Origin of the sequence: Bifidobacterium sp. MSK.13.1 (assembly GCF_019131435.1) — a bacterium.
Classification (GTDB): Bacteria; Actinomycetota; Actinomycetes; order Actinomycetales; family Bifidobacteriaceae; genus Bifidobacterium; species Bifidobacterium pseudocatenulatum.
Genome location: NZ_JAHOMM010000001.1, coordinates 172409 through 193737 on the forward strand (window position 1 = coordinate 172409; position 21329 = coordinate 193737).

General features: G+C 58.9%; 29 protein-coding genes and 1 tRNA gene. 2 read left to right on the forward strand and 28 right to left on the reverse strand.

Going from position 1 to position 21329, the window contains the following annotated elements:
* Positions 1-100: 100 nt before the first annotated feature.
* From KSY55_RS00730 to nusA, 5 genes are all read right to left on the reverse strand, one after another.
* The gene (locus KSY55_RS00730; protein WP_080789640.1) at positions 101-1324 is read right to left on the reverse strand and encodes a riboflavin kinase; all 1224 of its coding nucleotides are present in this window, start codon (positions 1322-1324) and stop codon (positions 101-103) included.
* Positions 1325-1372: 48 nt separating this feature from the next.
* Positions 1373-2440, reverse strand: coding sequence for a tRNA pseudouridine(55) synthase TruB (gene truB, locus KSY55_RS00735; RefSeq protein ID WP_081291266.1), 1068 nt, complete (start codon positions 2438-2440; stop codon positions 1373-1375).
* Positions 2424-2927, reverse strand: a complete 504-nt coding sequence (gene rbfA / locus KSY55_RS00740) for a 30S ribosome-binding factor RbfA (protein ID WP_022245499.1) — start codon at positions 2925-2927, stop codon at positions 2424-2426. The genes truB and rbfA overlap by 17 nt, the downstream gene beginning before the upstream one ends.
* Before the next feature lie 108 nt (positions 2928-3035).
* Positions 3036-5888 carry a translation initiation factor IF-2 gene (gene infB / locus KSY55_RS00745; protein WP_217749422.1) on the reverse strand — a complete coding sequence of 951 codons (2853 nt, stop codon included), beginning with the start codon at positions 5886-5888 and terminating at the stop codon, positions 3036-3038.
* Positions 5889-6101: 213 nt separating this feature from the next.
* Positions 6102-7154 carry a transcription termination factor NusA gene (gene nusA, locus KSY55_RS00750; protein WP_022245496.1) on the reverse strand — a complete coding sequence of 351 codons (1053 nt, stop codon included), beginning with the start codon at positions 7152-7154 and terminating at the stop codon, positions 6102-6104.
* Between the two features lie 272 nt (positions 7155-7426).
* On the opposite strand from nusA, the gene KSY55_RS00755 reads away from it, so the two are divergent.
* Both KSY55_RS00755 and KSY55_RS00760 read left to right on the forward strand, forming a co-directional pair.
* The gene (locus KSY55_RS00755; protein WP_217749423.1) at positions 7427-8116 is read left to right on the forward strand and encodes a hypothetical protein; all 690 of its coding nucleotides are present in this window, start codon (positions 7427-7429) and stop codon (positions 8114-8116) included.
* 172 nt (positions 8117-8288) lie between these two features.
* A tRNA-Ser gene (locus KSY55_RS00760) sits at positions 8289-8374 on the forward strand.
* Positions 8375-8799: 425 nt separating this feature from the next.
* Here the strand turns inward: KSY55_RS00760 and truA are convergent.
* From truA to rpsC, 23 genes are all read right to left on the reverse strand, one after another.
* Positions 8800-9720, reverse strand: coding sequence for a tRNA pseudouridine(38-40) synthase TruA (gene truA, locus KSY55_RS00765; protein WP_217749424.1), 921 nt, complete (start codon positions 9718-9720; stop codon positions 8800-8802).
* Between the two features lie 102 nt (positions 9721-9822).
* Complete coding sequence (gene rplQ / locus KSY55_RS00770) at positions 9823-10305, reverse strand: 50S ribosomal protein L17 (RefSeq protein WP_065441401.1); 483 nt, start codon at positions 10303-10305, stop codon at positions 9823-9825.
* An 88-nt stretch (positions 10306-10393) separates the two neighbouring features.
* On the reverse strand, positions 10394-11392 hold the full coding sequence (locus tag KSY55_RS00775) for a DNA-directed RNA polymerase subunit alpha (RefSeq protein WP_003835980.1): 999 nt from the start codon (positions 11390-11392) through the stop codon (positions 10394-10396).
* An 80-nt stretch (positions 11393-11472) separates the two neighbouring features.
* The gene (rpsK, locus tag KSY55_RS00780; protein WP_003808141.1) at positions 11473-11871 is read right to left on the reverse strand and encodes a 30S ribosomal protein S11; all 399 of its coding nucleotides are present in this window, start codon (positions 11869-11871) and stop codon (positions 11473-11475) included.
* 84 nt (positions 11872-11955) lie between these two features.
* The gene (gene rpsM, locus KSY55_RS00785) at positions 11956-12333 is read right to left on the reverse strand and encodes a 30S ribosomal protein S13 (RefSeq protein ID WP_003808138.1); all 378 of its coding nucleotides are present in this window, start codon (positions 12331-12333) and stop codon (positions 11956-11958) included.
* A 136-nt stretch (positions 12334-12469) separates the two neighbouring features.
* Positions 12470-12583, reverse strand: coding sequence for a 50S ribosomal protein L36 (gene rpmJ, locus KSY55_RS00790; protein ID WP_003808136.1), 114 nt, complete (start codon positions 12581-12583; stop codon positions 12470-12472).
* Positions 12584-12605: 22 nt separating this feature from the next.
* On the reverse strand, positions 12606-12824 hold the full coding sequence (gene infA, locus KSY55_RS00795; RefSeq protein WP_003808114.1) for a translation initiation factor IF-1: 219 nt from the start codon (positions 12822-12824) through the stop codon (positions 12606-12608).
* Positions 12825-13011: 187 nt separating this feature from the next.
* A complete protein-coding gene (locus KSY55_RS00800) occupies positions 13012-13572 on the reverse strand; it encodes an adenylate kinase (RefSeq protein ID WP_034879906.1) in 561 nt (186 codons plus the stop codon).
* Positions 13573-13680: 108 nt separating this feature from the next.
* Complete coding sequence (secY, locus tag KSY55_RS00805; protein WP_034879908.1) at positions 13681-15018, reverse strand: preprotein translocase subunit SecY; 1338 nt, start codon at positions 15016-15018, stop codon at positions 13681-13683.
* Positions 15019-15261: 243 nt separating this feature from the next.
* Positions 15262-15708: a 50S ribosomal protein L15 gene (gene rplO / locus KSY55_RS00810; protein WP_217749425.1), complete on the reverse strand. Its 447-nt coding sequence runs from the start codon at positions 15706-15708 to the stop codon at positions 15262-15264.
* 2 nt (positions 15709-15710) lie between these two features.
* A complete protein-coding gene (rpmD, locus tag KSY55_RS00815) occupies positions 15711-15896 on the reverse strand; it encodes a 50S ribosomal protein L30 (protein ID WP_171842402.1) in 186 nt (61 codons plus the stop codon).
* Entirely contained in the window at positions 15893-16618 is a 726-nt protein-coding gene (gene rpsE, locus KSY55_RS00820) for a 30S ribosomal protein S5 (protein WP_039197102.1), read from the reverse strand. The genes rpmD and rpsE overlap by 4 nt, the downstream gene beginning before the upstream one ends.
* Positions 16615-16986, reverse strand: a complete 372-nt coding sequence (gene rplR / locus KSY55_RS00825) for a 50S ribosomal protein L18 (RefSeq protein ID WP_003835989.1) — start codon at positions 16984-16986, stop codon at positions 16615-16617. Before rplR ends, rpsE begins: the two co-directional genes overlap by 4 nt.
* Complete coding sequence (rplF, locus tag KSY55_RS00830) at positions 16986-17525, reverse strand: 50S ribosomal protein L6 (protein WP_034879910.1); 540 nt, start codon at positions 17523-17525, stop codon at positions 16986-16988. Before rplF ends, rplR begins: the two co-directional genes overlap by 1 nt.
* Before the next feature lie 17 nt (positions 17526-17542).
* Positions 17543-17941 carry a 30S ribosomal protein S8 gene (gene rpsH, locus KSY55_RS00835; RefSeq protein ID WP_003808048.1) on the reverse strand — a complete coding sequence of 133 codons (399 nt, stop codon included), beginning with the start codon at positions 17939-17941 and terminating at the stop codon, positions 17543-17545.
* An 86-nt stretch (positions 17942-18027) separates the two neighbouring features.
* Positions 18028-18213, reverse strand: a complete 186-nt coding sequence (locus KSY55_RS00840; protein WP_003808046.1) for a type Z 30S ribosomal protein S14 — start codon at positions 18211-18213, stop codon at positions 18028-18030.
* A 1-nt stretch (position 18214) separates the two neighbouring features.
* Positions 18215-18787: a 50S ribosomal protein L5 gene (rplE, locus tag KSY55_RS00845; RefSeq protein ID WP_003835992.1), complete on the reverse strand. Its 573-nt coding sequence runs from the start codon at positions 18785-18787 to the stop codon at positions 18215-18217.
* Positions 18784-19119: a 50S ribosomal protein L24 gene (gene rplX / locus KSY55_RS00850; RefSeq protein ID WP_003808040.1), complete on the reverse strand. Its 336-nt coding sequence runs from the start codon at positions 19117-19119 to the stop codon at positions 18784-18786. Before rplX ends, rplE begins: the two co-directional genes overlap by 4 nt.
* Position 19120: 1 nt before the next feature.
* Complete coding sequence (rplN, locus tag KSY55_RS00855; protein ID WP_003808038.1) at positions 19121-19489, reverse strand: 50S ribosomal protein L14; 369 nt, start codon at positions 19487-19489, stop codon at positions 19121-19123.
* 91 nt (positions 19490-19580) lie between these two features.
* Positions 19581-19841, reverse strand: a complete 261-nt coding sequence (rpsQ, locus tag KSY55_RS00860; protein ID WP_034879912.1) for a 30S ribosomal protein S17 — start codon at positions 19839-19841, stop codon at positions 19581-19583.
* Positions 19841-20098, reverse strand: a complete 258-nt coding sequence (gene rpmC, locus KSY55_RS00865; protein WP_003835994.1) for a 50S ribosomal protein L29 — start codon at positions 20096-20098, stop codon at positions 19841-19843. Before rpmC ends, rpsQ begins: the two co-directional genes overlap by 1 nt.
* The gene (gene rplP, locus KSY55_RS00870; protein WP_003835996.1) at positions 20098-20517 is read right to left on the reverse strand and encodes a 50S ribosomal protein L16; all 420 of its coding nucleotides are present in this window, start codon (positions 20515-20517) and stop codon (positions 20098-20100) included. Before rplP ends, rpmC begins: the two co-directional genes overlap by 1 nt.
* 8 nt (positions 20518-20525) lie before the next feature.
* Complete coding sequence (gene rpsC / locus KSY55_RS00875; RefSeq protein ID WP_034879915.1) at positions 20526-21329, reverse strand: 30S ribosomal protein S3; 804 nt, start codon at positions 21327-21329, stop codon at positions 20526-20528.

The window sequence follows — 21329 nt, forward strand, 5'->3', positions numbered from 1 at the left end:
CACTATTTTTGAATACTGATACGTTTTTACTGGAAATATCAGCATTCATTAATCACTGTCATTATCGTGATTATTATTGCGATCATCGTTGTGATTAGCATCAGGCAGTAATTCGCTTGGTTTCCTCGACATTGCGCTTCAGCTCGTCGATCAGATCCTGTGCGGAATCGAATTTGATTTGAGGACGCAGGAATCCTACGAATTCCACACGTACCTGGTGATCGTATAAATCAAGCCAATCGTCGGTGACGGCATAGGCTTCGACCACGCGATCGTTCATTCCGGTCACCTCGTTGAAGGTCGGCTTGGTGCCGATGGAAATCGCAGCAGGCCAACGATACGGCGAATGATCGGCAAGTCGCGCGTCCACGGCAGAGGAATCGAACTGCTGCGAAACACCTTCGGAAGCGCCCTGCGCATCATCGTCCGCCGTCTTCGCGCCCAAGTCCACAAGCCAACCGGCGTATACGCCGTCGACCGGCAGATAGCCTGCCACATTCTCGCTCAGATTCGCCGTGGGGAAGCCGATGGTGCGTCCACGTTCCTCGCCATGCACCACGGCGCCTTCCACGGCATGCGGATGTCCCAGAATCGCGTCGGCGTCTTTGATGCGCCCCTGGCCCAGCAGGTAGCGCACATTCGTGGAGCTCCACACGCGCACGGCCTTCGCCTGGTTTTTCTTGCTCCATGCGCGACGTTCCGCCTTGGACGCGCCTTCCAGCGGATCGGCCGGCTCACCATGGTCGGTGGGCATAACCGGCTTCGCATTGGCTGGCACGCGGGTTTCGCCCGGTCCACGATCGTCGACCACGTCAAGCTGGAACACGCCGGTGGCGAGCGCCAGATTCTCGATGGCCTTCACATCGCCGGCGCGGTTCGCACCCATGGCCGCATCGGATCCGAGCACTAGCGCGCGCATGCCCAGCTTGCCCACCATTTGTCCAAGGAAGAATCGGTACGATTTCGCCGCGAACGCCAGCGTGTAACGCACGATGAGCGTGTAATCCACGCCCAGCTTGTTGATGGCGCGCAGACGCTCCTGCATGCTGGTGAGCGCCTGCGTGTCGATCATGCCTGCCGGCGGCTCCTGGCCACCGTTTTGCGCCGCGTAGCCGTGCACGAGCGCTGGGCGTGGATCGAACAGCACCACCACGGAGAAGGACTGTTCCTTCTTGGCGAGTTCCACCACGCGGCGAATCACCGCCTGATGGCCCTGATGCATGCCATCGAACGAACCGATGGTCACCACGGATTTCTTATCGTTGCTCAGCGTAGGCCAATCCACCATGCCGCTGGCATCAGGCGTGAGCGTGATTGTCTTCATCATGTCCTTCTTGTGTATGAATTCGTATCTGTAGTCTGATTGGATGGTTCAGTTGAATACCGCGACCGGTTTAGCCTCACCGCGTTTCGCACGTTCGAGGATGGCGACCAAATCGTTGGTTTCCTCAACGTACGCCGCCGTGGTCGTACGTATGTCATGCGCGATTCTGCGTCCGAAACGCAAGTCGGCCGCTTCCTGATCGCTCACGGCCAGCATATTCATGGAAGCCGCAGCGCTGGCCACGGGATCGAGCGCATGATCGAGCGCATGATCTGCATCGTCAAGCACTGCACGATTGCGCGTCACTTCCATGCCTTCACGATTGGTGAATGTTTTGGATTCAGCGTGGGCGCTCATGACGTTGGGCATATTCACTGAGAATCTGCCGACACGTGTGCGTCGCAGCATCGTCAGATGGCCTCCCAACCCGAGTTCCTCACCCAGATCGCGTGCGAGCGCGCGAATGTAGGTACCTGCGGAACAGGTCACGGTCACGTCGAGTTCCATAACGGGCTGCATATCTTCATACGGTGCAGTGTCGGCAATCCATCCATCTCCTGCCCTCTCGGCCACGACTGCGCCAGCAAGTTCCGTGCCGGCACGATCGCTATGCGTGTAGCCGTAACGCGCCTGCCGCACGTTGAACTCTTCGATGGTCACAGGACGTGCCTTAAGCTCCACATCCTTGCCTTCGCGCGCCAGATCATAGGCACGCTGGCCATTGACCTTAATGGCGGAGTAGACGTTCGGTACCTGTTCGATGCGCCCGGTGAACCGTTCTGTGATCAGCTGTTCCACGGCTTGACGCGAAGGAAAGTTCACTGCCCGCTCCCCCGCCGGCAACAGCTCGCCTTCGGCATCGTCCGTAGTGGTGCGCTGTCCAAGGCGAATGGTGGCCTCGTACGTTTTGTTATGGTCGACAATGTAGTTGAGCAGTCGCGTGGCATTGCCGAAACCCACCACCAGCACGCCGGTGGCCATCGGGTCGAGCGTGCCAGCATGGCCGACACGCTTCATATGCAGGGCGCCGCGCACGGCCGCGACCACGTCATGGCTGGTGACCCCCTGCGGCTTGTCGATGACCAGCAGGCCGGAATGTTCAGGCTTCTTCGTCATCATCCCAATCTTCGACTTCGACGTCATCATCGTCGAAATCATCGTCGTCATCCTCTTCCGGATGCTTGTACGGATCGGCTTCGCCCGCATACTGGGCGGTTTCACGAGCCTTGGCGAGTTCTTCGTCACGCTTGCGCGCGATGGCGAGAATGTCTTCGATCTCATGTGCCTCGCCCGGCACCTCGTCGAATACGAATTCGAGCTGCGGGGTCAAACGCAGACCGGCCTTGGTGCCCACAAGGGAACGCAGACGACCCTTGGCTTGGTTCAGTGCCTGCTGTGCACGGCGGCGTTCGCCCTGCTCATGGCCTTCACGGCCAAGCTGGGTCCAATAGACTTTGGCGATCTGCAGATCGTTGGTCACACGCACTTCGGTGATGGTCACGTTTGTGAGACGCTTATCGTGCAATTGCGCCTCCATGGAGGATGCGATCACACGTTGGATCAACGCCGCGATGCGTGCGGCGCGAGGATTGGTTCCTGCCATTGTTGTCCTTTAATCAGGTAAGTTCTGTTGTATTACGGAACGCCCGCAGCCGTATGTCAGCTGTGGGCGTTCCTTTCTTGTTATCGATTGCTGGTTCGAATCAATCGACTACTTGCGTTCGATTTCCTGCATTTCGAAGGTCTCGATGATATCGCCAAGCTCGATGTCGTTGAACGAACCGAGGTTGATACCCGCTTCGTAGCCTTCCTTGACGGAGCTGACATCGTCCTTGAAGCGACGCAGCGAGGAGATTTCGAGATCATTGACAGTGGCGATGCCGTTGCGCAGAATACGGCACTTCGTACCGCGCTTGACTTCGCCGTCCTGCACCATAACACCTGCGATATTGCCGAACTTGGAAGAACGGAAGATCTCGCGGATCTCGGAGTGGGACGTGACGACCTCTTCGAATTCCGGCTTGAGCATGCCCTTGAGGGATGCTTCGATGTCTTCGATGGCCTTGTAGATGATCGAGTAGTACTTGATTTCCACGCCTTCGCGTTCGGCCATATCCGCCACCTGACGGTTCGGACGAACGTTGAAGCCGATGATGACGGCCTTGTCGACGGTAGCCAGGTTGACATCGTTCTGGGTGATGGCACCGACACCGCGGTGGATCACCTGGATGCCGACCTCGTCAGACACCTCGATCTTCATCAAGGAATCTTCCAGCGCCTCGACGGAACCGGAGGAATCGCCCTTGATGACGATGTTGAGCATGTCGACCTCAGCCTTGGCGAACTGCTCCTTGAGGCTTTCGAGCGACACGACCTTACGACGCTTGGCCAGCTGGGCCGCACGCTCGGTGGCCTGACGCTTTTCGGCGATCTGACGTGCGGTACGGTCATCGGAGGCCACCAGGAACAGATCGCCTGCTGTCGGCACGGAGGTCAAACCAAGCACCTGCACCGGAGTGGACGGCGTGGCTTCCTTCATATGGGTGCCGTTTTCGTCGAGCATGGCGCGGACACGGCCATACGACGTTCCCGCGACGATGGAATCGCCGATGTGCAGAGTACCGGACTGAACGAGCACGGTTGCCACGGCACCGCGACCCTTGTCGAGTCGGGCTTCCACGGTGGCACCGCGAGCGTCCATATCCGGGTTGGCACGCAGATCAAGTTCGGCGTCCGCGGTCAGCAGCACGGCTTCCAGCAGCTTGTCGACATTGGTGCCCTGCTTGGCGGAAATGTCGACGAACATGGTGTTGCCACCGTACTCTTCCGGAACGAGGCCGTACTCGGTGAGCTGGCCACGGACCTTGTCTGGGTTCGCGCCCGGCTTATCAATCTTGTTGACGGCCACCACGATCGGCACGTTGGCCGCCTGAGCGTGGTTGATGGCTTCCACGGTCTGCGGCATCACGCCGTCATCGGCCGCGACCACAAGGATCGCAACGTCGGTGAGTTCGGCGCCACGGGCACGCATGGCGGTGAAGGCTTCGTGGCCCGGGGTATCGAGGAACGTGATCTTACGCGGTTCGCCTTCGAGATCGACGGTCACCTGGTATGCACCGATACGCTGGGTAATGCCGCCGGCCTCACGTGCGATGACGTTGGTACGACGGATGGTGTCAAGCAGTCGGGTCTTACCATGATCGACATGGCCCATCACGGTGACGACCGGCGGACGCGGCTTCAGATCTTCATCTTCCTGAAGTTCTTCTTCGTCCAGATCGATATCGAACTGCTGCAGCAGTTCCTTGTCTTCCTCTTCGGCGGACACGATCTTGATGTCCCAGCCGATTTCCTCACCGAGGATCTGGAAGGTGGATTCGTCCAAGGACTGGGTTGCCGTGGCCATCTCACCAAGGTGGAACAGTACGGTGACCAGTGCCGCCGGATTGACGTTGATCTTCTCGGCCAGATCGGCAAGGGATGCGCCCTGACGCAGACGAACGGTCTGACCGTTGCCGGTAGGAATACGCACGCCGCCGATGACCGGGGCCTTCATCTCCTGGAATTCCTGACGCTTTGCTAGACGGTTCTTACGAGCCTTCGAGGACTTGCCGCCCTGACGACCGAACGCGCCTGCGGCACCGCCACGACCGCGACCGCCGCCGCGTGCCGGACCGTTGCTCGGAGCGCTGTTGCCGCCCTGGAAGCCACCACCATTGGTATTGGCGCCGCCACCGAAACGGTTGCCACCACCTGCCGGACGCTGACCGCCGCCCTGACCCGGGCGATGCTGGCCCCACTGACCCGGCTTCGCACCGGTGCCTTGGCCCGGACGACCACGGAAACCTCCACGCTGGCCGCCGCCCTGACCCGGGCGTCCGCCGCGACGACCTTCGCCGTTGTTATTGTTGTTGGCGTTCGGACGGTTCATCGGATGCGGACGCGGAATGTCACCCGGAGTCGGGGTATGCATGCCCTGCTTGCGGCTGAACGGATTGTTACCCGGACGTGGGCCCGGAGTGTGCGGCTTCGCACCATTGGCGGCATTGTTGCCATTGCCGCCCTGCGGAGCATTGGTATTGTTATTGTTGCGCTGTGCGCGAGGTCCCGGAACCGGAGCCGGCTTGCCGCCCTGACGGCGTTCGCCCTGCGGACGCGGAGCGTTGCCGTTGGCACGATTGCCATGCTGGCGGGAATCACCCGGACGAGGCATGCGCTGGCCGGGCTTCGGGGCTTCGGACTTGGACGCTGCAGGACGTGCCGGCTTTGGAGCGGCAGGCTTTGCCGCGGATGCCGCGGGAGCAGCCGGAGTGGCACGAGGCGCAGGAGTAGGCGAAGCTGCCGGGGCAGCCGGCTTCTTGGCCGGGACCGCAGGCTTCTTGGATTCGGATGCGTTGCCCTGCGCGTTGGAAGCGAAAGCATTCCTCAGCTTACGGGCAACCGGAGGTTCAACGGTAGACGATGCGGACTTCACAAATTCGCCCATCGCCTCAAGTTTGTTCAAAACAGTCTTGCTGTCAACGCCAAGTTCCTTGGCAAGTTCATATACGCGTGCTTTCGGCACTCAATTTCTCCTATCTTGGGCCGCGCGCATACGAGCGCGACCGCTACTGATTCACGGCGAGCTTGTTCCTTCTCATCGTGCAACCATGTTCGTGATACCTCGTCTTTTCCCTGGGCATGACGGCACGTACCCCCACGCTTTGGATTATCGAGTCCAGCATACTCAAGCCCGTGGATTGAACGCCCACGGGCTTACCGCTGCTGAAAGTGTTGGTTATTCGGCGGTTTCCCCGCTGGTCGAAGCCTGCGCTTCGGCCATCTTCTTGGCGTGTGCCTCGGCGGATTCGATGCCGATCTTCCATCCGGTCAGCTTGGCGGCCAAACGTGCGTTCTGGCCTTCCTTGCCGATGGCCAGCGACAGCTGATCATCATGAATGAAGGCGATTGCGGTCTGGTTCTTCTCGCTGATTACCTGCACACCGGTGGCGACCGCCGGAGACAGTGCCGCCGCGACGAACTTCGCCGGATCGGCAGACCAGTCGACGATATCGATCTTCTCCGGCCCAAGGTTCTCCATCACCGCACGCACGCGAGCACCGCCGGGGCCGATCAGAGCGCCCTTCGGATTGACGCCCTCGGTGTTGGCGCGCACCGCGATCTTGGTACGGGCACCGGCCTCACGCGCGATGGCCATGATCGAGACGGCACCGGAAACCAGTTCCGGAACCTCACGTTCGAACAGACGGCGAACCAGCTCGGGATGGGAGCGGGACACCACGATTTCCGGGCCTTTGAGGCCACGTGCGACATTCACCACATACACGCGGATGCGCTCACCATGGCGGTAACGCTCTCCCGGCACCTGTTCACGACGCGGCAGCAACGCTTCGACGTCGCCAACGGCCACGTGCACATTGGAGGTGTCCTTCACATCCTGCTGCACAATGCCGGTGATCAGCTTGCCCTTCTGCCCGGAGAACGCGCCGAACACCTTGTCGTCCTCGGCCTTGCGGAACAGCTGGCTGATGACCTGACGCGCGGTGGCGGCGGCCAGACGGCCGAAGTCGCGCGGGGTGTCATCATATTCCTCGCCCAGAGTCGGCGCAGGGTGCGGATTATCCTCGGTCGGCTCGACGGGGATCTCATCCTGAGCCCAAACGGTAAAGCTTCCGGCACGCGGATCAAGCTCCACACGAGCATGCTTCGCCGCGTGCGGCGTTTTCAGATATGCCAGTCGCAATGCTTCCGAGAGTGCGGCATCCAGCGTCTCGGGATCGATTCCCTGCCCAGCTGCGAGCTGGTGCATTCCTGCCAGGTCCAGTTCCATACTTCCAAGACCTCCTATATGAAGTTATTCCGAGCGCTCGGCCCAATGGTCACAGTCGACTATTAGTCTAATGTTTCATGCAGACACGCTCCCCGTTTTTCCCCTTGGCCTTGTCGACTGTCAGACGCGCCTGCGTCTTGGTGTGCGCGAGCGCCCTTGTGGCATCACTGGCCGCGTGTTCCGCTCCTCGAATCGCAGGTCGCGCCGAAGCCGAACAGCAGCCAAGTCCTTGCGAAAGGGCGTATGCAGACGCGACTGCCAACGCCGACATCATGGCAGACAGGTCACGCCATATCGTCATGCGTTATCTTGCCGCGCAGGAGGCGGTTTCAGATTGGGCCAACACCGCGGCATATTGCCCGGCGCGATTCGCCGATGGCACGTTGCGCAGCGCGCAGGCCCGTCACGCCGTCAGATTGATGGCCTCACGGCTTGCGATTGACATCGCACAGCCCACGCTGTCACGATGCGATGGCATTGACTCGCTTGATGTCGATACGGATTCGCTTGCAGCCATGGCTGCTGCGGAAGATCAGGTGGGGTTCGCGATGGAGGTGTTCGCCGCGCGTTCCTTCGGTCATGCGACGCTTGACATCAGCGATCGTCATAAAACCACTTCGCAACGCCTGATTTCTCTTTCCGGAGCCGAAGACAATCGTGCGAAAACCTATGATGTCACGCAGCTGCTCGCCAATCCTAATACCATCGTGGATTCCGCAACGGGCTTGTACGCGCCAACCGATGCCGTCCTGGAAATGAATTGCGCGCGCAGCGAAATCGCAGCCGTTGCGACAAGCTCGACTTCGTCGAACGCCTCGACGAAGTCCCAAACAACCTCGGACGACCATTCGGATGACTCCCGGGAACAGTCACTGGGCATGCTCGCCAGCATGATCGCCAACCGCGTGGATCTGGCACTCGACTGGGGTTATCCGGCATTCGACGAAGCGCTATTCGCATAGCGCAGACTTGCGTACGCTGTCCGCGCAACCGTCTTCACACAATGCGACGCAGTGTTCCCGCGAATAAGACACGCCGAGCAATCGCAGACATCGCAAAAATCCCTCAATCGGATTTGACAATCGCCAAAGCTGTGGCAAAATGATGAAGTTGCTTGTTTTCAAGTAGCACAATGGATAAGTGTCCGAGCGGTCTAAGGAGCACGCCTCGAAAGCGTGTGAGGGCGAACCCCTCCGCGAGTTCGAATCTCGCCTTATCCGCAAGTAGAAAAACCGGAGCAACGGCGCTTCGGTTTTTTTATTGCTTACAGCCCTGTGGCACGTAGGAGCACATAGGAGCCAAGGTTATTGCTTTAGACGATCTGCAACTTTTATGCCTTCATTCATCGTCGCACACTTCTTCTACCCCTGAAAATGCATGCCTGTCTTAAGGCCGCTCAATCCTCGATAGAAGACGTACTGGCGTTCGATTACCCTAAAATGCAACGAATTATTACAATTGCGTCTCGATCACGGACTCGTGAGAACGACGTAACGTCGTCATGGCATTTCGCATGATTCGCGTGTTCTTTTCGAACTATATCTCGTTTTCCGTTTTTCTTGCGATTGCGTGATGTGGTTTTGTGATGCGATATTTGGTGCGATTGTATAGCGCAATCTTCTGTGTATCCGTACAGTATGTGCTCTTACAAAGTACGTTTCGCACGAATCGCTTCGGCACGAATCGCCAACTGGTCGTCTTCCGGATATTCGATATGTTCCAGCGTCAATCCTTGCGGAGCGATCGGACCGGTGCTGCCTTCACGCAACGGCGTCGTCATTTTTTCGGCGAACCAATCCACGGAACGTTTGCCGATGCCTACCTGCACACAACCATTAACCAACGATCGCACCATATTGCGTGCGAAAGCGTCCGCAACGATGGTGAAGCACAGCAGTCCGGATTCGACCGCAGGCGTGCGATATCGCTCCCCCATCGTATTTCCGTCGTCGATCAGCGGATGCTGCGGTATACGACGCCAATACGCGGTTTTCACCTCGCGTATGGTGGTGCCTCCAGGATTCGGGGTTGCGAACGAGCCGAAATCATGCAGGCCGATAGTCATTTCAGCTGCCTTGTTCATAGCTTCGATGTTGAGATCATCGTCGATATGCAGCACGCAATTGCGGATACGTGGATCGACTTCGCTTGATCGGTCGGCAATGCGATATACGTAAGTGCGTTCCAGTGCGGAGAAACGTGCGTCGAATCCTTCGGGAGCTTCCTCGATGGAACGAATGGCGATGTCATTCGGCAGCATGCGTTGCAGCCGTCGCTTCAACGCCATCACCGGTTCGACCTGCATATGCCCGACGCAACGTGCAAGCGTCTCCTCATTGATGTCGAGATGGCAAACTTGGTGCGACGCATGCACGCCGGTATCGGTACGACCCGCGACGGTCAGGCGCAGCGGCTCGTCATCATCGCCTTCCGGTACACGAAGAACGGTATGCAGCACTCGTTCGATTTCTCCCTGCACAGTACGCATGTCAGGCTGTTTCGCCCATCCGTAGAAATCGGTGCCGTCATATGCCAAGTCGATACGTAATCTCACGGCAATGAGCATAACAAAAGGCGCATAACAACATATGACAACGCATAACAAAAAGGCTGGGAACCTTTCGATTCCCAGCCTTTTCATCAGCTAGTCAAGCCTGCTTGATGCCAATCACTCGGCCTTCTCTGCGGTGGCTTCCTGAGCCTCAACCGGTGCCTCTTCGACAACCGGAGCTTCTTCAGCGGCAACCTTGGTTGCGGCTTCGGCTTCCTTGACCACGGCCTGCTTCGGGCTCACCGGCTCGGTGACGAGCTCGATGATGGCTGCCGGAGCGGCATCGCCACGACGCGGAGCAATCTTGACGATGCGGGTGTAGCCACCCTCACGCTGCTCCATCTGCTCGGCAATCTCGGTGAACAGCTTGTGCACGACGGACTTGTTGCGGATGACACGCATCACGCGACGACGGCTGTGCAGATCACCACGCTTGGCGAGCGTGATCAGACGCTCAGCCAGCGGACGAAGGCGCTTGGCCTTCGGCAGGGTGGTGGTGATGCGGCCACGCTGGAACAGGCTGGTAGCCATGTTCGCGAGCATAAGACGCTCATGAGCCGGGCTGGAGGCCAGACGCGGACCCTTCTTTGGTGTAGGCATTGTTTCTCCTTGAAAGCCCCGTCGGACTCAGGTGGGCAGTTGCCCGAACATCCGAATCCGACGAAGCGGTTAGGTCAAAAGCGGCGAATCACTCGTCTTCCGGCGAGAAGAAAGTGCCGCCTTCGAGGTTGTTGGTATCGAAGTTGCCCAGCGGGGAAGCCTTGAGGGCCAGACCCAAGGACTGGAGCTTTTCCTTGACTTCGTCAATGGACTTCATACCGAAATTGCGGATGTCGAGCAGATCCTGCTCGGTGTGGGCGACCAGCTCGCCGATCGTGTGGATGCCCTCGCGCTTCAGGCAGTTGTAGCTGCGCTGGGTGAGGTTGAGATCCTCGATCGGAACGGCCATCTCCGGGTTGGTTTCCTCTGCCACCGGGGCAGGTCCAACCTCGACGCCCTCAGCCTGGGTGTTGAGCTCGCGGCACAGGCCGAAGAGTTCCACCAAGGTGGAGCCTGCGGATGCAACAGCATCACGCGGGGAGATTGCCGGCTTGGTCTCCACGTCCAGGATGAGCTTGTCGAAGTCAGTGCGCTGTTCAACGCGAGTGGCTTCCACGCGATAGCTCACCTTGAGCACCGGGGAGTAAATCGAGTCGACCGGGATACGGCCGATCTCGGCGTTATCCTGCTTGTTCATCTGGGCTGGCACATAACCGCGGCCACGCTCGACGGTGAACTCGATCTCGAGCTCGCCATCTTCAGCGAGAGTTGCGATATGCATATCCGGGTTGGCGATAGTGACGCCGGCCGGCGGAGTGATATCACCCGCGGTGGCCTCGCCCTTGCCGCTCTTGCGCAGATACATGACAACCGGCTCATCGTATTCGCTGGTGAGCACGATGCCCTTGATGTTCAACAGGATCTCGGTAACGTCCTCTTCAACACCCGGCAGAGTGGTGAACTCATGCGGGACGCCGGAGATACGCACCGAAGTCACAGCCGCTCCAGGGATGGAGCTCAGGAGGGTACGGCGCAGCGAGTTGCCAAGCGTGTAGCCGAAACCAGGCTCGAGAGGCTCGATGGTGAAGCGGGAACGCTGAGGGTTGAGAGATTCCTCGGTAAGTGTCGGACGCTGTGCGATAAGCACTGTGGTTATCCTTTCAGCTTCAGGCCGGTGGTGCACTCACCGGCCATAAGCGGCGTTGGATTGATGATTTCTTCTAGTGCTCAGACGCGACGGCGCTTCGGAGGACGAACGCCGTTGTGTGCCTGCGGGGTGACGTCGGTGATGGAACCGACTTCGAGTCCGGCGGACTGCAAGGAACGGATAGCGGTTTCACGACCGGAACCCGGGCCCTTCACGAACACGTCGACCTTCTTCAGACCGTGCTCCATAGCCTTGCGGGCTGCGGATTCAGCGGCCATACCAGCGGCGTACGGCGTGGACTTACGGGAGCCCTTGAAACCGACATCGCCACCGGACGCCCAAGACACAACTGCGCCGGACGGGTCGGTGATCGAAATAATAGTGTTGTTGAAAGTGGACTTGATGTGCGCCTGCCCAACCGGGACCGACTTGCGGTCGCGGCGACGCGGCTTGCGCGCGGCTTGCTTTTGAGCTGCCATTGACCCTCGTTTCCTAATAACGAATTTGCTTTGTTGTTCAGGCGATGAAACTTACGTCTCGTGGTCTGAACTGACAGCCACCTATTACTTGGTGGCCTTCTTCTTTCCGGCGACCGTGCGCTTCGGGCCCTTGCGGGTACGAGCATTGGTCTTGGTGCGCTGACCGCGCACAGGAAGTCCCTTGCGGTGACGCTGGCCTTGGTAGCAGTTGATCTGAATCTTACGACGGATATCCGCATCGATTTCACGACGCAGATCGCCCTCGATCTTGTAGTTACCCTCGAGGTAGTCGCGCAGCGTGATCAGCTGCTCATCCGTCAGATCCTTGACGCGAATGTCCGGGTTGATACCGGTCGCGGCAAGCGTTTCCTTGGCACGAGTGCGACCCACACCAAAGATGTAGGTGAGGGCGATCTCGATGCGCTTCTCATTGGGGATGTCGACTCCGGCAAGACGTGCCATTGCGATTCCTTCTGTTTTCCGCAGGTCTTGCACCGAGTCGTCCGGTTTCCCGGCCCGGGCCTGCGTACCCGGGGTTCATACCGCTTGCGCGATCTGTGACTCAGCGCCTGTACTTATTATGCCGCTGGATCTGCTCTCAGCCCTGACGCTGCTTGTGGCGCGGGTTGACGCAGATCACCATGACGCGGCCGTGACGACGGATCACGCGGCAGTTCTCGCAGATCCTCTTCACACTAGGGCTGACCTTCATGGTTTTCCTTTGCTTGTGTACCTTACTTGTAACGGTACGTAATACGGCCGCGGTTCAGATCATAAGGGCTCATTTCCAGCACAACACGATCCTGCGGCAGAATGCGAATATAGTTCTTCCTCATCTTGCCCGAGATGGTTGCGAGCACGATATGCTTGTTCTCGAGTTCAACGCGGAACATCGCGTTCGGCAGTGCTTCCACTACCTGTCCTTCGACTTCAATCACACCGTCTTTAGCCATGAGCCTCGTTCCGTTCTTTGGCGATTACTATGCGTGCCCGAAGACACACCAACTTGCAAGAATACACGAAAACGGGAACTACGGCACGTTCGGCGTGTCGCAATTCCCGTTTTCGATTGATTTGTGGTATTTTATTGGGCTTTCTTATCGTTGCATACGATTTGAATCTGCCCGATTTTCAGCTATATCAGCCAAGCTCAGCCACGATGGTGGATTGGATCTCTTCAACGGAACCGACGCCGTTGAAGGTCTTCAGCAGCCCGCGCTCTTCATAGGTGGCCAGCAACGGAGCGGTTTCCTTGGCATACACATCAAGACGCTTGGCGATGGCTTCCGGAGTGTCGTCGGAACGGCCTTCGATCTCGGCACGCTTCTTCATGCGCTCCATAAGCACGTCATGGTCAGCGTCAAGAGCCACCACAGCGTCCAGAGGAGTGTTCAGATCGGCGAGGATGGCGTCCAGCGCCTCAACCTGGGATGCGTTGCGCGGATAGCCGTCGAGGATCCAACCGTTCTTGGCATCATCCATGGCCAGACGATCCTTGACGATCTTGTTGGTCAGCTCGTCCGGAACCAGCTCGCCCTTGTCGATGTACTTCAGTGCCTCAACACCGAGCTCGGTCTTGTTCTTGATGTTGTAGCGGAAGATATCGCCGGTGGAGATTGCCGGAATACCGTAGTGCTCGCTCAGCAGCGCAGCCTGGGTGCCCTTGCCGACGCCCTGCGGTCCCATAATCAGCAGTCGCATGTTATTCTCCGTTTCATTGAGCCTCTTGCGAGGCTTTCTGATTCTCGATTGGTTACATGAAAATCGTGATACCGCTTCACGTCGAAACGGTATCACGATTTTGAGGTTTTACTTGCCTTCCTTGTGGTCAGTGCCCTCGAACAGGAATCCAGCGTACTGGAACTGTTCGGTCTGGGCCTTGGCCTGGCGCAGGGTGTCAAGGCCGACGCCTGCGATGATCAGGATGGTGGTGCCGCCGAACGGCAACTTGGTGTTGAGGTCAAGCGCCATGATGAGCACGGTCGGAATAAGCGCCACGAATAGTAGGTACACGGCACCGACGGTGTTGAGCCTGTTCATCACGTAGCTCAGGTAACGGCTGGTGGCGCTGCCTGCGCGGATTCCAGGAATGAAGCCGCCGTACTGCTTCATGTTGTCCGCGGTTTCGTCCGGGTTGAAGGTGATTTCCGTGTAGAAGAAGCAGAAGAACACGATCATCAACGCGTACAGTGCGATGTACCACACGGAAGTGGTGTTGGCCAAGTTGGAGTTGATCCACTTGACCCAGGACTGGTCGGATTTGCCGAACTGTGCGATCAGGGTCGGGATGGCCAGAATGGAGGACGCGAAGATCGGTGGAATAACGCCGCTCATATTGATCTTCAGCGGCAGGTAGGTGGAGGATCCGCCGTACATCTTACGACCGATCATACGACGGGTGTACTGCACCGGAATACGACGCTGGGAAAGCTCGACGTAGATGACGAGGATCATGATGACCAGCAGCACACCGACGACCGCGGCAAACTTCGCCCAATTGCCATCGGTGCCTTTGGTGCCCCAACCGATCTCCCAAAGCTGCGGCAGGAAGCCGGAGCAGATGGACATGAAGATAAGGATGGACATACCCTGACCAAGACCCTTATCGGTGATCAATTCGGCCATCCACATGATGAGGCCGGTGCCGCCAGTCATGATGAGCACCATGACCACGAGGTTCCAGACGGAACCGTCAGGCACAACCTGGGAGCACCGGTAGTTGAACAGGGCGCCGGAGCGGGCGGTCACCAGAATGGTGGTGGACTGCAGCACAGCGAGGCCGATGGTCAGGTAACGGGTGTACTGGGTCAGTTTGGCTTCGCCGGACTGGCCTTCCTTGTGCAGCGCCTCGAAGCGGGGAATCACCACGCGCAGCAGCTGGATGACGATGGATGCCGTGATGTACGGCATAACGCCCAGTGCGAAGATCGATAGCTGCAACATAGCGCCGCCGGAGAAGAGGTTCACCAGACCAATGAAGTTTTCGGAGGTGCTATCCATCGAACCGAGGCACTGCTGAACGACCTTATAGTCGACGCCTGGGGTCGGAATGAACGAACCAATACGATAAATGATGATGATACCAAGAGTGAAGAGGATCTTGTTCCTCAACTCCTTGGTTTTCAAGGCCTGGATTAACGTCCTCACCTGGGATTCCTTCCATCGACGTGCGCGCCTGCGCACCCATGCAAAACAGACTCTACCGATCGAGTCTAGCGTACGGCGTCTACCTACACGTGGAGTGTTCCATCCTTTGTCGGTTTTTTACAAGATTTCGAGGCATTGTTTTCGTTTTGTTCCCCGTACTGGACCAAAACGAAGTGAGGCCTCCCCCGTCTAAGCGGGAGAAGCCTCACTTGCAAGCTTCAGTCAGCTCTACATTCCTTGGAATCAGTCCTCGGAGATGGAGCCGCCGGCAGCCTCGATCTTGGACTTGGCGGAAGCGGAAGCCTTAACACCCTTGATGGTGTAGGCTGCCGAAACCTCGCCGTCGCCCAGGACCTTGACCGGGTAGCCGTCACGCACGGCACCCTTGGCGACCAGATCGGCAACGGTGATTTCGCCACCCCGCGGGAACAGTTCCGCGAGAGCAGCAACGTTGACGACCTGATATTCCTTCTTGAACGGGCTCTTGAAGCCACGCAGCTTCGGAAGGCGCATGTACAGCGGCAGCTGGCCACCTTCGAAGCCCGGACGAACCTGGTAACGCTTCTTGGTGCCCTTGTCGCCACGGCCCGAGGTCTTACCCTTGGAGCCTTCACCACGGCCGACGCGAGTGCGATCCTTCTTGGCGCCCGGAGCCGGCTTCAGGTCATGCATCTGCAGAATATCTGCCATAATCAGTCAGCCTCCTCAACGGTGACCAGGTGACGGAGGACCAGCAGCTGGCCACGGAGGGCCGGCGTGTCTTCACGGGTCACGGTCTTGCCAATCTTGTTCAGGCCCAGAGTCTGAGCCGCAGCACGCTGCTTCGGAGTGGAGTTCACCAGACCGTGGTGCAGCTTGATGTTCAGGTTAGTCATCACTCACCGTCCTTCTGAGCGGCCTTGGCCTGTGCTTCTTCACGGGCCTTACGAGCCTCGGCGATGCCTTCGGCGCGAGCACGCAGCAGGGAGTCAGGAGCCACCTCTTCGAGGGACATGCCACGACGGGCTGCGATCTCTTCCGGCTCTTCGAGCTTCTTGAGAGCGTCGACGGTTGCGCGCACCACGTTAACGGCGGTGGCGGAGCCCATCGACTTGGTCAGGACGTCGGTGATGCCAGCGCATTCCATGACGGCGCGGACCGCACCGCCGGCGATAACGCCGGTACCCGGAGCAGCCGGACGCAGGAGCACGGTGCCAGCAGCATCATGGCCGATCACCGGGTGAGTGACGGTGCCCTTGATGCGCGGAACGGTGAACATGTGCTTCTTGGCATCCAGCTGGCCCTTAGCGATTGCAGCCGGGACCTCACGGGACTTGCCGTAGCCGACACCCACGGTGCCGTTGCCGTCGCCAACCACCACGAGGGCAGCGAAGCTGAACGTACGACCACCCTTGTGGGTCTTGGACACACGGTTGATGGTCACCACGCGATCGAGCATCTCGTTCTCGTGAGATTCCTCACGACGGTTGCGACGCTCGCCACGACGACCCTCACCACGCTGGCCACGACGGGACTTGCGATCCTCGTTGGTAGCTTCAGCAGCAGCCTGAGTGTTCTGAGTTTCTTCAGCCACTTGGGTTTCCTTTTCGTTGTCGCTCACAGTGCCAGACCTCCCTCGCGGGCGCCTTCAGCGACAGCTGCGACGCGGCCATGATACTTGTTGCCGCCACGATCGAACACAACCGCGGTGATGCCTGCGTCCTGAGCCTTCTTGGCAATCAGTTCGCCGACCTTCTTGGCAGCTTCGGTCTTGGTGCCTTCGAAACCTGCGAAATCGCTCATCAGAGTGGATTCGCTCACCAAGGTAATGCCCTTGGTGTCATCGATGATCTGGGCAACCATGTGACGGTTGGAACGGGTAACCACCAGACGCGGGAGCTCCGGGGTACCGCTGATGCGCTTGCGCAGACGAGCGTGACGGCGCTGAAGCGCGACCTTCTTGCCCTTACCGAAAATCTGGACGCTCATTACTTACCAGCCTTTCCAGCCTTGCGCAGGATGCGTTCATCCGAGTACTTGATGCCCTTGCCCTTGTAGGGTTCCGGAGCGCGAAGCTTGCGGATGTTAGCGGCGCACTGGCCGACAGCCTGCTTGTCGATACCCTTGACGATCACCTGGTTCGGATTCGGCAGTTCGAACTCGATACCTTCCGGCGGCTCAACGGTAATGGTGTGGGAGTAACCGAGGGAGAACTCGATACCCTTGCCCTTCGCCTGAGCACGGTAACCGGTGCCGATGATGTCCAGAGTCTTGGCGTAACCCTCGTGCACGCCCTTGACCATGCTCGCCACGATGGAACGAGCCAGGCCGTGCTTTGCACGGGTCGGACGCAGATCGTCAGCCGGAACGAGGATGATCTCGTTGCCTTCGACCTGAGCGGTGATGCCTTCCGGAATCTCGTAGGAGTCAGTGCCCTTGGCGCCCTTGGCGGTGAAGGACTGACCGTCGATCTTGACTTCCACGCCAGCAGGAATGGTGACGGGGAGCTTACCAATATGCGATGCCATGTTTCAGCTCTCCTTTCTCACCAAACGAAAGCGACGATTTCGCCGCCGATGCCTCGATCGAGGCATTCCTTCTGGGTCAGCAGTCCCGAGCTAGTCGAGATGATTGCGATGCCAAGGCCACCGAGCGGCATCGGCAGAGCATCGGACTTTGCGTAGCGACGCAGGCCCGGCTTGGAGATGCGCTTGATGCCCTGGATGGAACGCTCGCCGTTCGGACCGTACTTGAGGGTGACCTCGAGAGTCTGGCCGACCTTGGCTTCCTTGGCGGTGAAGTCCTTGATGTAGCCTTCACGCTTCAGGATCTCGGCGATGTTCGCCTTGAACTTGGAGTACGGCATATCCACGGTCTCGTGCTTTGCCGCGCTCGCATTACGCAGACGCGTAAGCATGTCTGCGATCGGATCTGTCATTGTCATTTGGGCTTATTGCCCTTTCTCGCCGTGGTTTCCGCCGCCCGCACGCTCCATTGAGCGATTGGGCCGCGGACCTTCAGCGTCGTTATTTACCAACTGGACTTCGTAACGCCGGGCAGCTCGCCGCGGTGGGCCTTCTCACGAAGGCAGATGCGGCAAAGGCCGAACTTGCGGTAGACGGAGTGAGGACGACCGCAGACCTGGCAACGCGTATAAGCGCGCACCTTGAACTTCGGCTTAGCGGCCGCCTTGTTCTTAAGAGCGGTTTTTGCCATATCAGTTCTCCTTGAAGGGGAAGCCGAGGTGCTTCAGGAGCACGCGAGCTTCCTTGTCGTCCTTGGTGCTGGTCACCACGGTGATGTCCATACCGCGCTGGTGATCGATCGAATCCGGATCGATCTCGTGGAACATGGACTGCTCAGTGAGGCCAAAGTTGTAGTTGCCCTGACCGTCGAACTGGTTGCCGTTGATGCCACGGAAATCGCGGATACGCGGCAGAGCCATGGTCAGAAGGCGATCCAGGAACTCCCACATACGCTCGCCACGCAGGGTGACGTAAGCGCCGATGGCCTGTCCTTCGCGCAGGTGGAACTGTGCGACGGACTTCTTAGCCTTGGTGATCTTCGGCTTCTGGCCGGTGATCAGGGTGAGGTCCTTGACTGCGCCTTCGATAAGCTTGGAGTCGCGAGCAGCGGCGCCAACGCCCATGGAGACGACGACCTTCTGGACGCGAGCGACCTGCATCGGGTTGGAGTAGTGGAATTCCTTCTCCAGCTCCGGCACGATCTGCTCGTTGTACTTCTGCTTCAAGCGCGGAGTTGCCGGCGCTTCGACAGTGGTATCGGTCATGCCAGCTCCTTTCCGGACTTCTTGGCAACACGCACACGCACGGTCTTCACCTTGCCGTCGCGAGCCTCTTCCTTTTCGACGATGCGCACGCGGGTCGGCTGCTTGGTCTCCGGATCGATGACCATCACGTTGGAGCGATGGATCGGAGCCTCGACAGCCACGATGCCGGCCTGCTGGCCCTGCTGCGTAGCGCGAACGTGCTTCTTGACGATCTGCACGCCTTCAACGATCAGACGATCGTCCTTGAGCACCTGCTTGACGGTGCCCTCCTTGCCGCGATCCTTGCCGCGAATGACCTTGACCAGGTCGCCGCTCTTAATCTTGGCTGCCATGTCAGATCACCTCCGGGGCGAGGGACACGATCTTCATGAAGCGCTTGTCGCGCAGTTCACGACCGACCGGTCCGAAGATACGAGTGCCCTTCGGTTCACGGCCAGAGCCGAGAATGACGGCAGCGTTCTCGTCGAACTTGATGTAGGAGCCGTCCACACGACGGTGCTCCTTGACAGTGCGGACGACGACAGCCTTGACGACGTCGCCCTTCTTGACCGACCCGCCAGGGATGGCGTCCTTGACGGAGGCGACGATCACGTCGCCGATGCCGGCATAGCGTCGCTTCGATCCGCCGAGCACTCGGATGGCGAGGAGTTCCTTCGCACCCGTGTTGTCGGCGACATGAAGCCGCGTTTCCTGCTGAATCATTGATTCTCCTTAGCCGAGCTGGTTCTCCCCAAGCACCCCGCCTGCCTGCTTGAAGCAGGCGGGGTGACTCACGGAGCCTTGCCGAACTTATTTACTTAGCGCGCTCGATGATGGTATCGAGACGCCAACGCTTGGTCTTGCTCAGGGGCCGAGTCTCCATAATACTCACGAGGTCGCCAATGTGAGCCTCGTTGTGTTCATCATGGACCTTGACCGTACGAGTGGAACGCACGACCTTGCCGTACAGCGGGTGGGTCGAACGCTGCTCGAGCTCGACGGAAATCGTCTTGTCCATCTTATCGGACACGACGTAACCGCGACGAACCTTGCGGAAGTTACGCTCTTCAGCCATTACTTCTCCTCAGCTTTCGTTTCGGTCGCCTCGGGGGCCTGGCTGATGCCGAGCTCACGCTCGCGCAGGACGGTGTACATCCTGGCGATGTCGTGCTTGACCGCCTTGAGGCGGGCGGTATTTTCGAGCTGACCGGTCGCGGACTGGAAGCGCAGGTTGAACAGCTCTTCCTTGGACTTCTTGAGGAAGCCCTCGATCTCCTCGTTGGTCTTCTCGTTCAGATTCTTCATGGTGTAGTCTGCAGTTCCGACTGCCATCAGATGTCACCGCCTTCACGAGCAATAACACGGCACTTCATAGGGAGCTTGTCGATTGCGCGGCGCAGAGCCTCGCGAGCGACATCCTCGGACACGCCACCGATCTCGAACATGACGCGACCCGGGTGGACGTTAGCGATCCAGAATTCCGGAGTACCCTTACCGGAACCCATTCGGGTGCCGAGCGGCTTCTTGGTCAGCGGACGATCCGGGAAGATCGTGATCCACACGCGGCCACCACGCTTGATGTAGCGGGTCATGGCGATACGAGCGGCCTCGATCTGACGGTTGGTCACATAAGCTGGAGCAAGAGCCTGAATACCGAAATCGCCGAATGCGATCTCGTTGCCGCCCTTGGACATACCACGGCGGACCGGACGGTGCTGCTTACGATACTTGGTTCTCTTTGGGATAAGCATTTCTCAGCTCACTCCTTCGTTTCCGTTGCGGCAGGTGCCTCAGCTGCGGCCGGAGCCTCTGCTGCTGCGTTCTGCTGCTGGGCAGCGTTACGCTGACCACGGCGCGGACGGCGATCGCCGCGACGGCCCTGGCGGTTGTTGCCCTGCTGTGCCTGCTGCTCTTCGAACTCACGCTCGGTCATATCGCCCTTGTAGATCCAGACCTTCACGCCGATGCGGCCGTAAGTGGTCTTGGCCTCGAAGAAGCCGTAATCGATGAGGGCACGCAGGGTCTGCAGCGGAACGCGACCCTCGCGATAGAACTCGGAACGGCTCATTTCGGCGCCACCAAGGCGGCCGGAGAGCTTGATACGGATACCCTTGGCGCCTGCACGCATGGCATCCTGCTGGGCCTTACGCATCGCGCGACGGAAGGTCACGCGGTTGGTCAGCTGCTCAGCGATGCCCTGTGCGACGAGCTGGGCGTCCAGTGCTGCGTTCTTCACTTCGAAGATGTTGAGCTGGACCTGCTTGCCGGTGAGCTTCTCGAGCTTGGCGCGAACGCGCTCAGCTTCGGCGCCACGGCGGCCGATGACGATGCCCGGGCGAGCGGTGTGGATATCCACACGCACGCGGTCGCGGGTACGCTCGATGACGATACGGGACACGCCCGCACGCTCAAGATCCTTGCTCATGGCCTTGCGGATGGCGTCATCTTCGAGAACGAAGTCGCGGTAGCGTTCGCCAACCTTGTTGGAATCGGAGAACCACTTGGAACGATGGTTCTCAGTGATTCCCAGGCGGTAGCCAAACGGATTGATCTTCTGACCCAT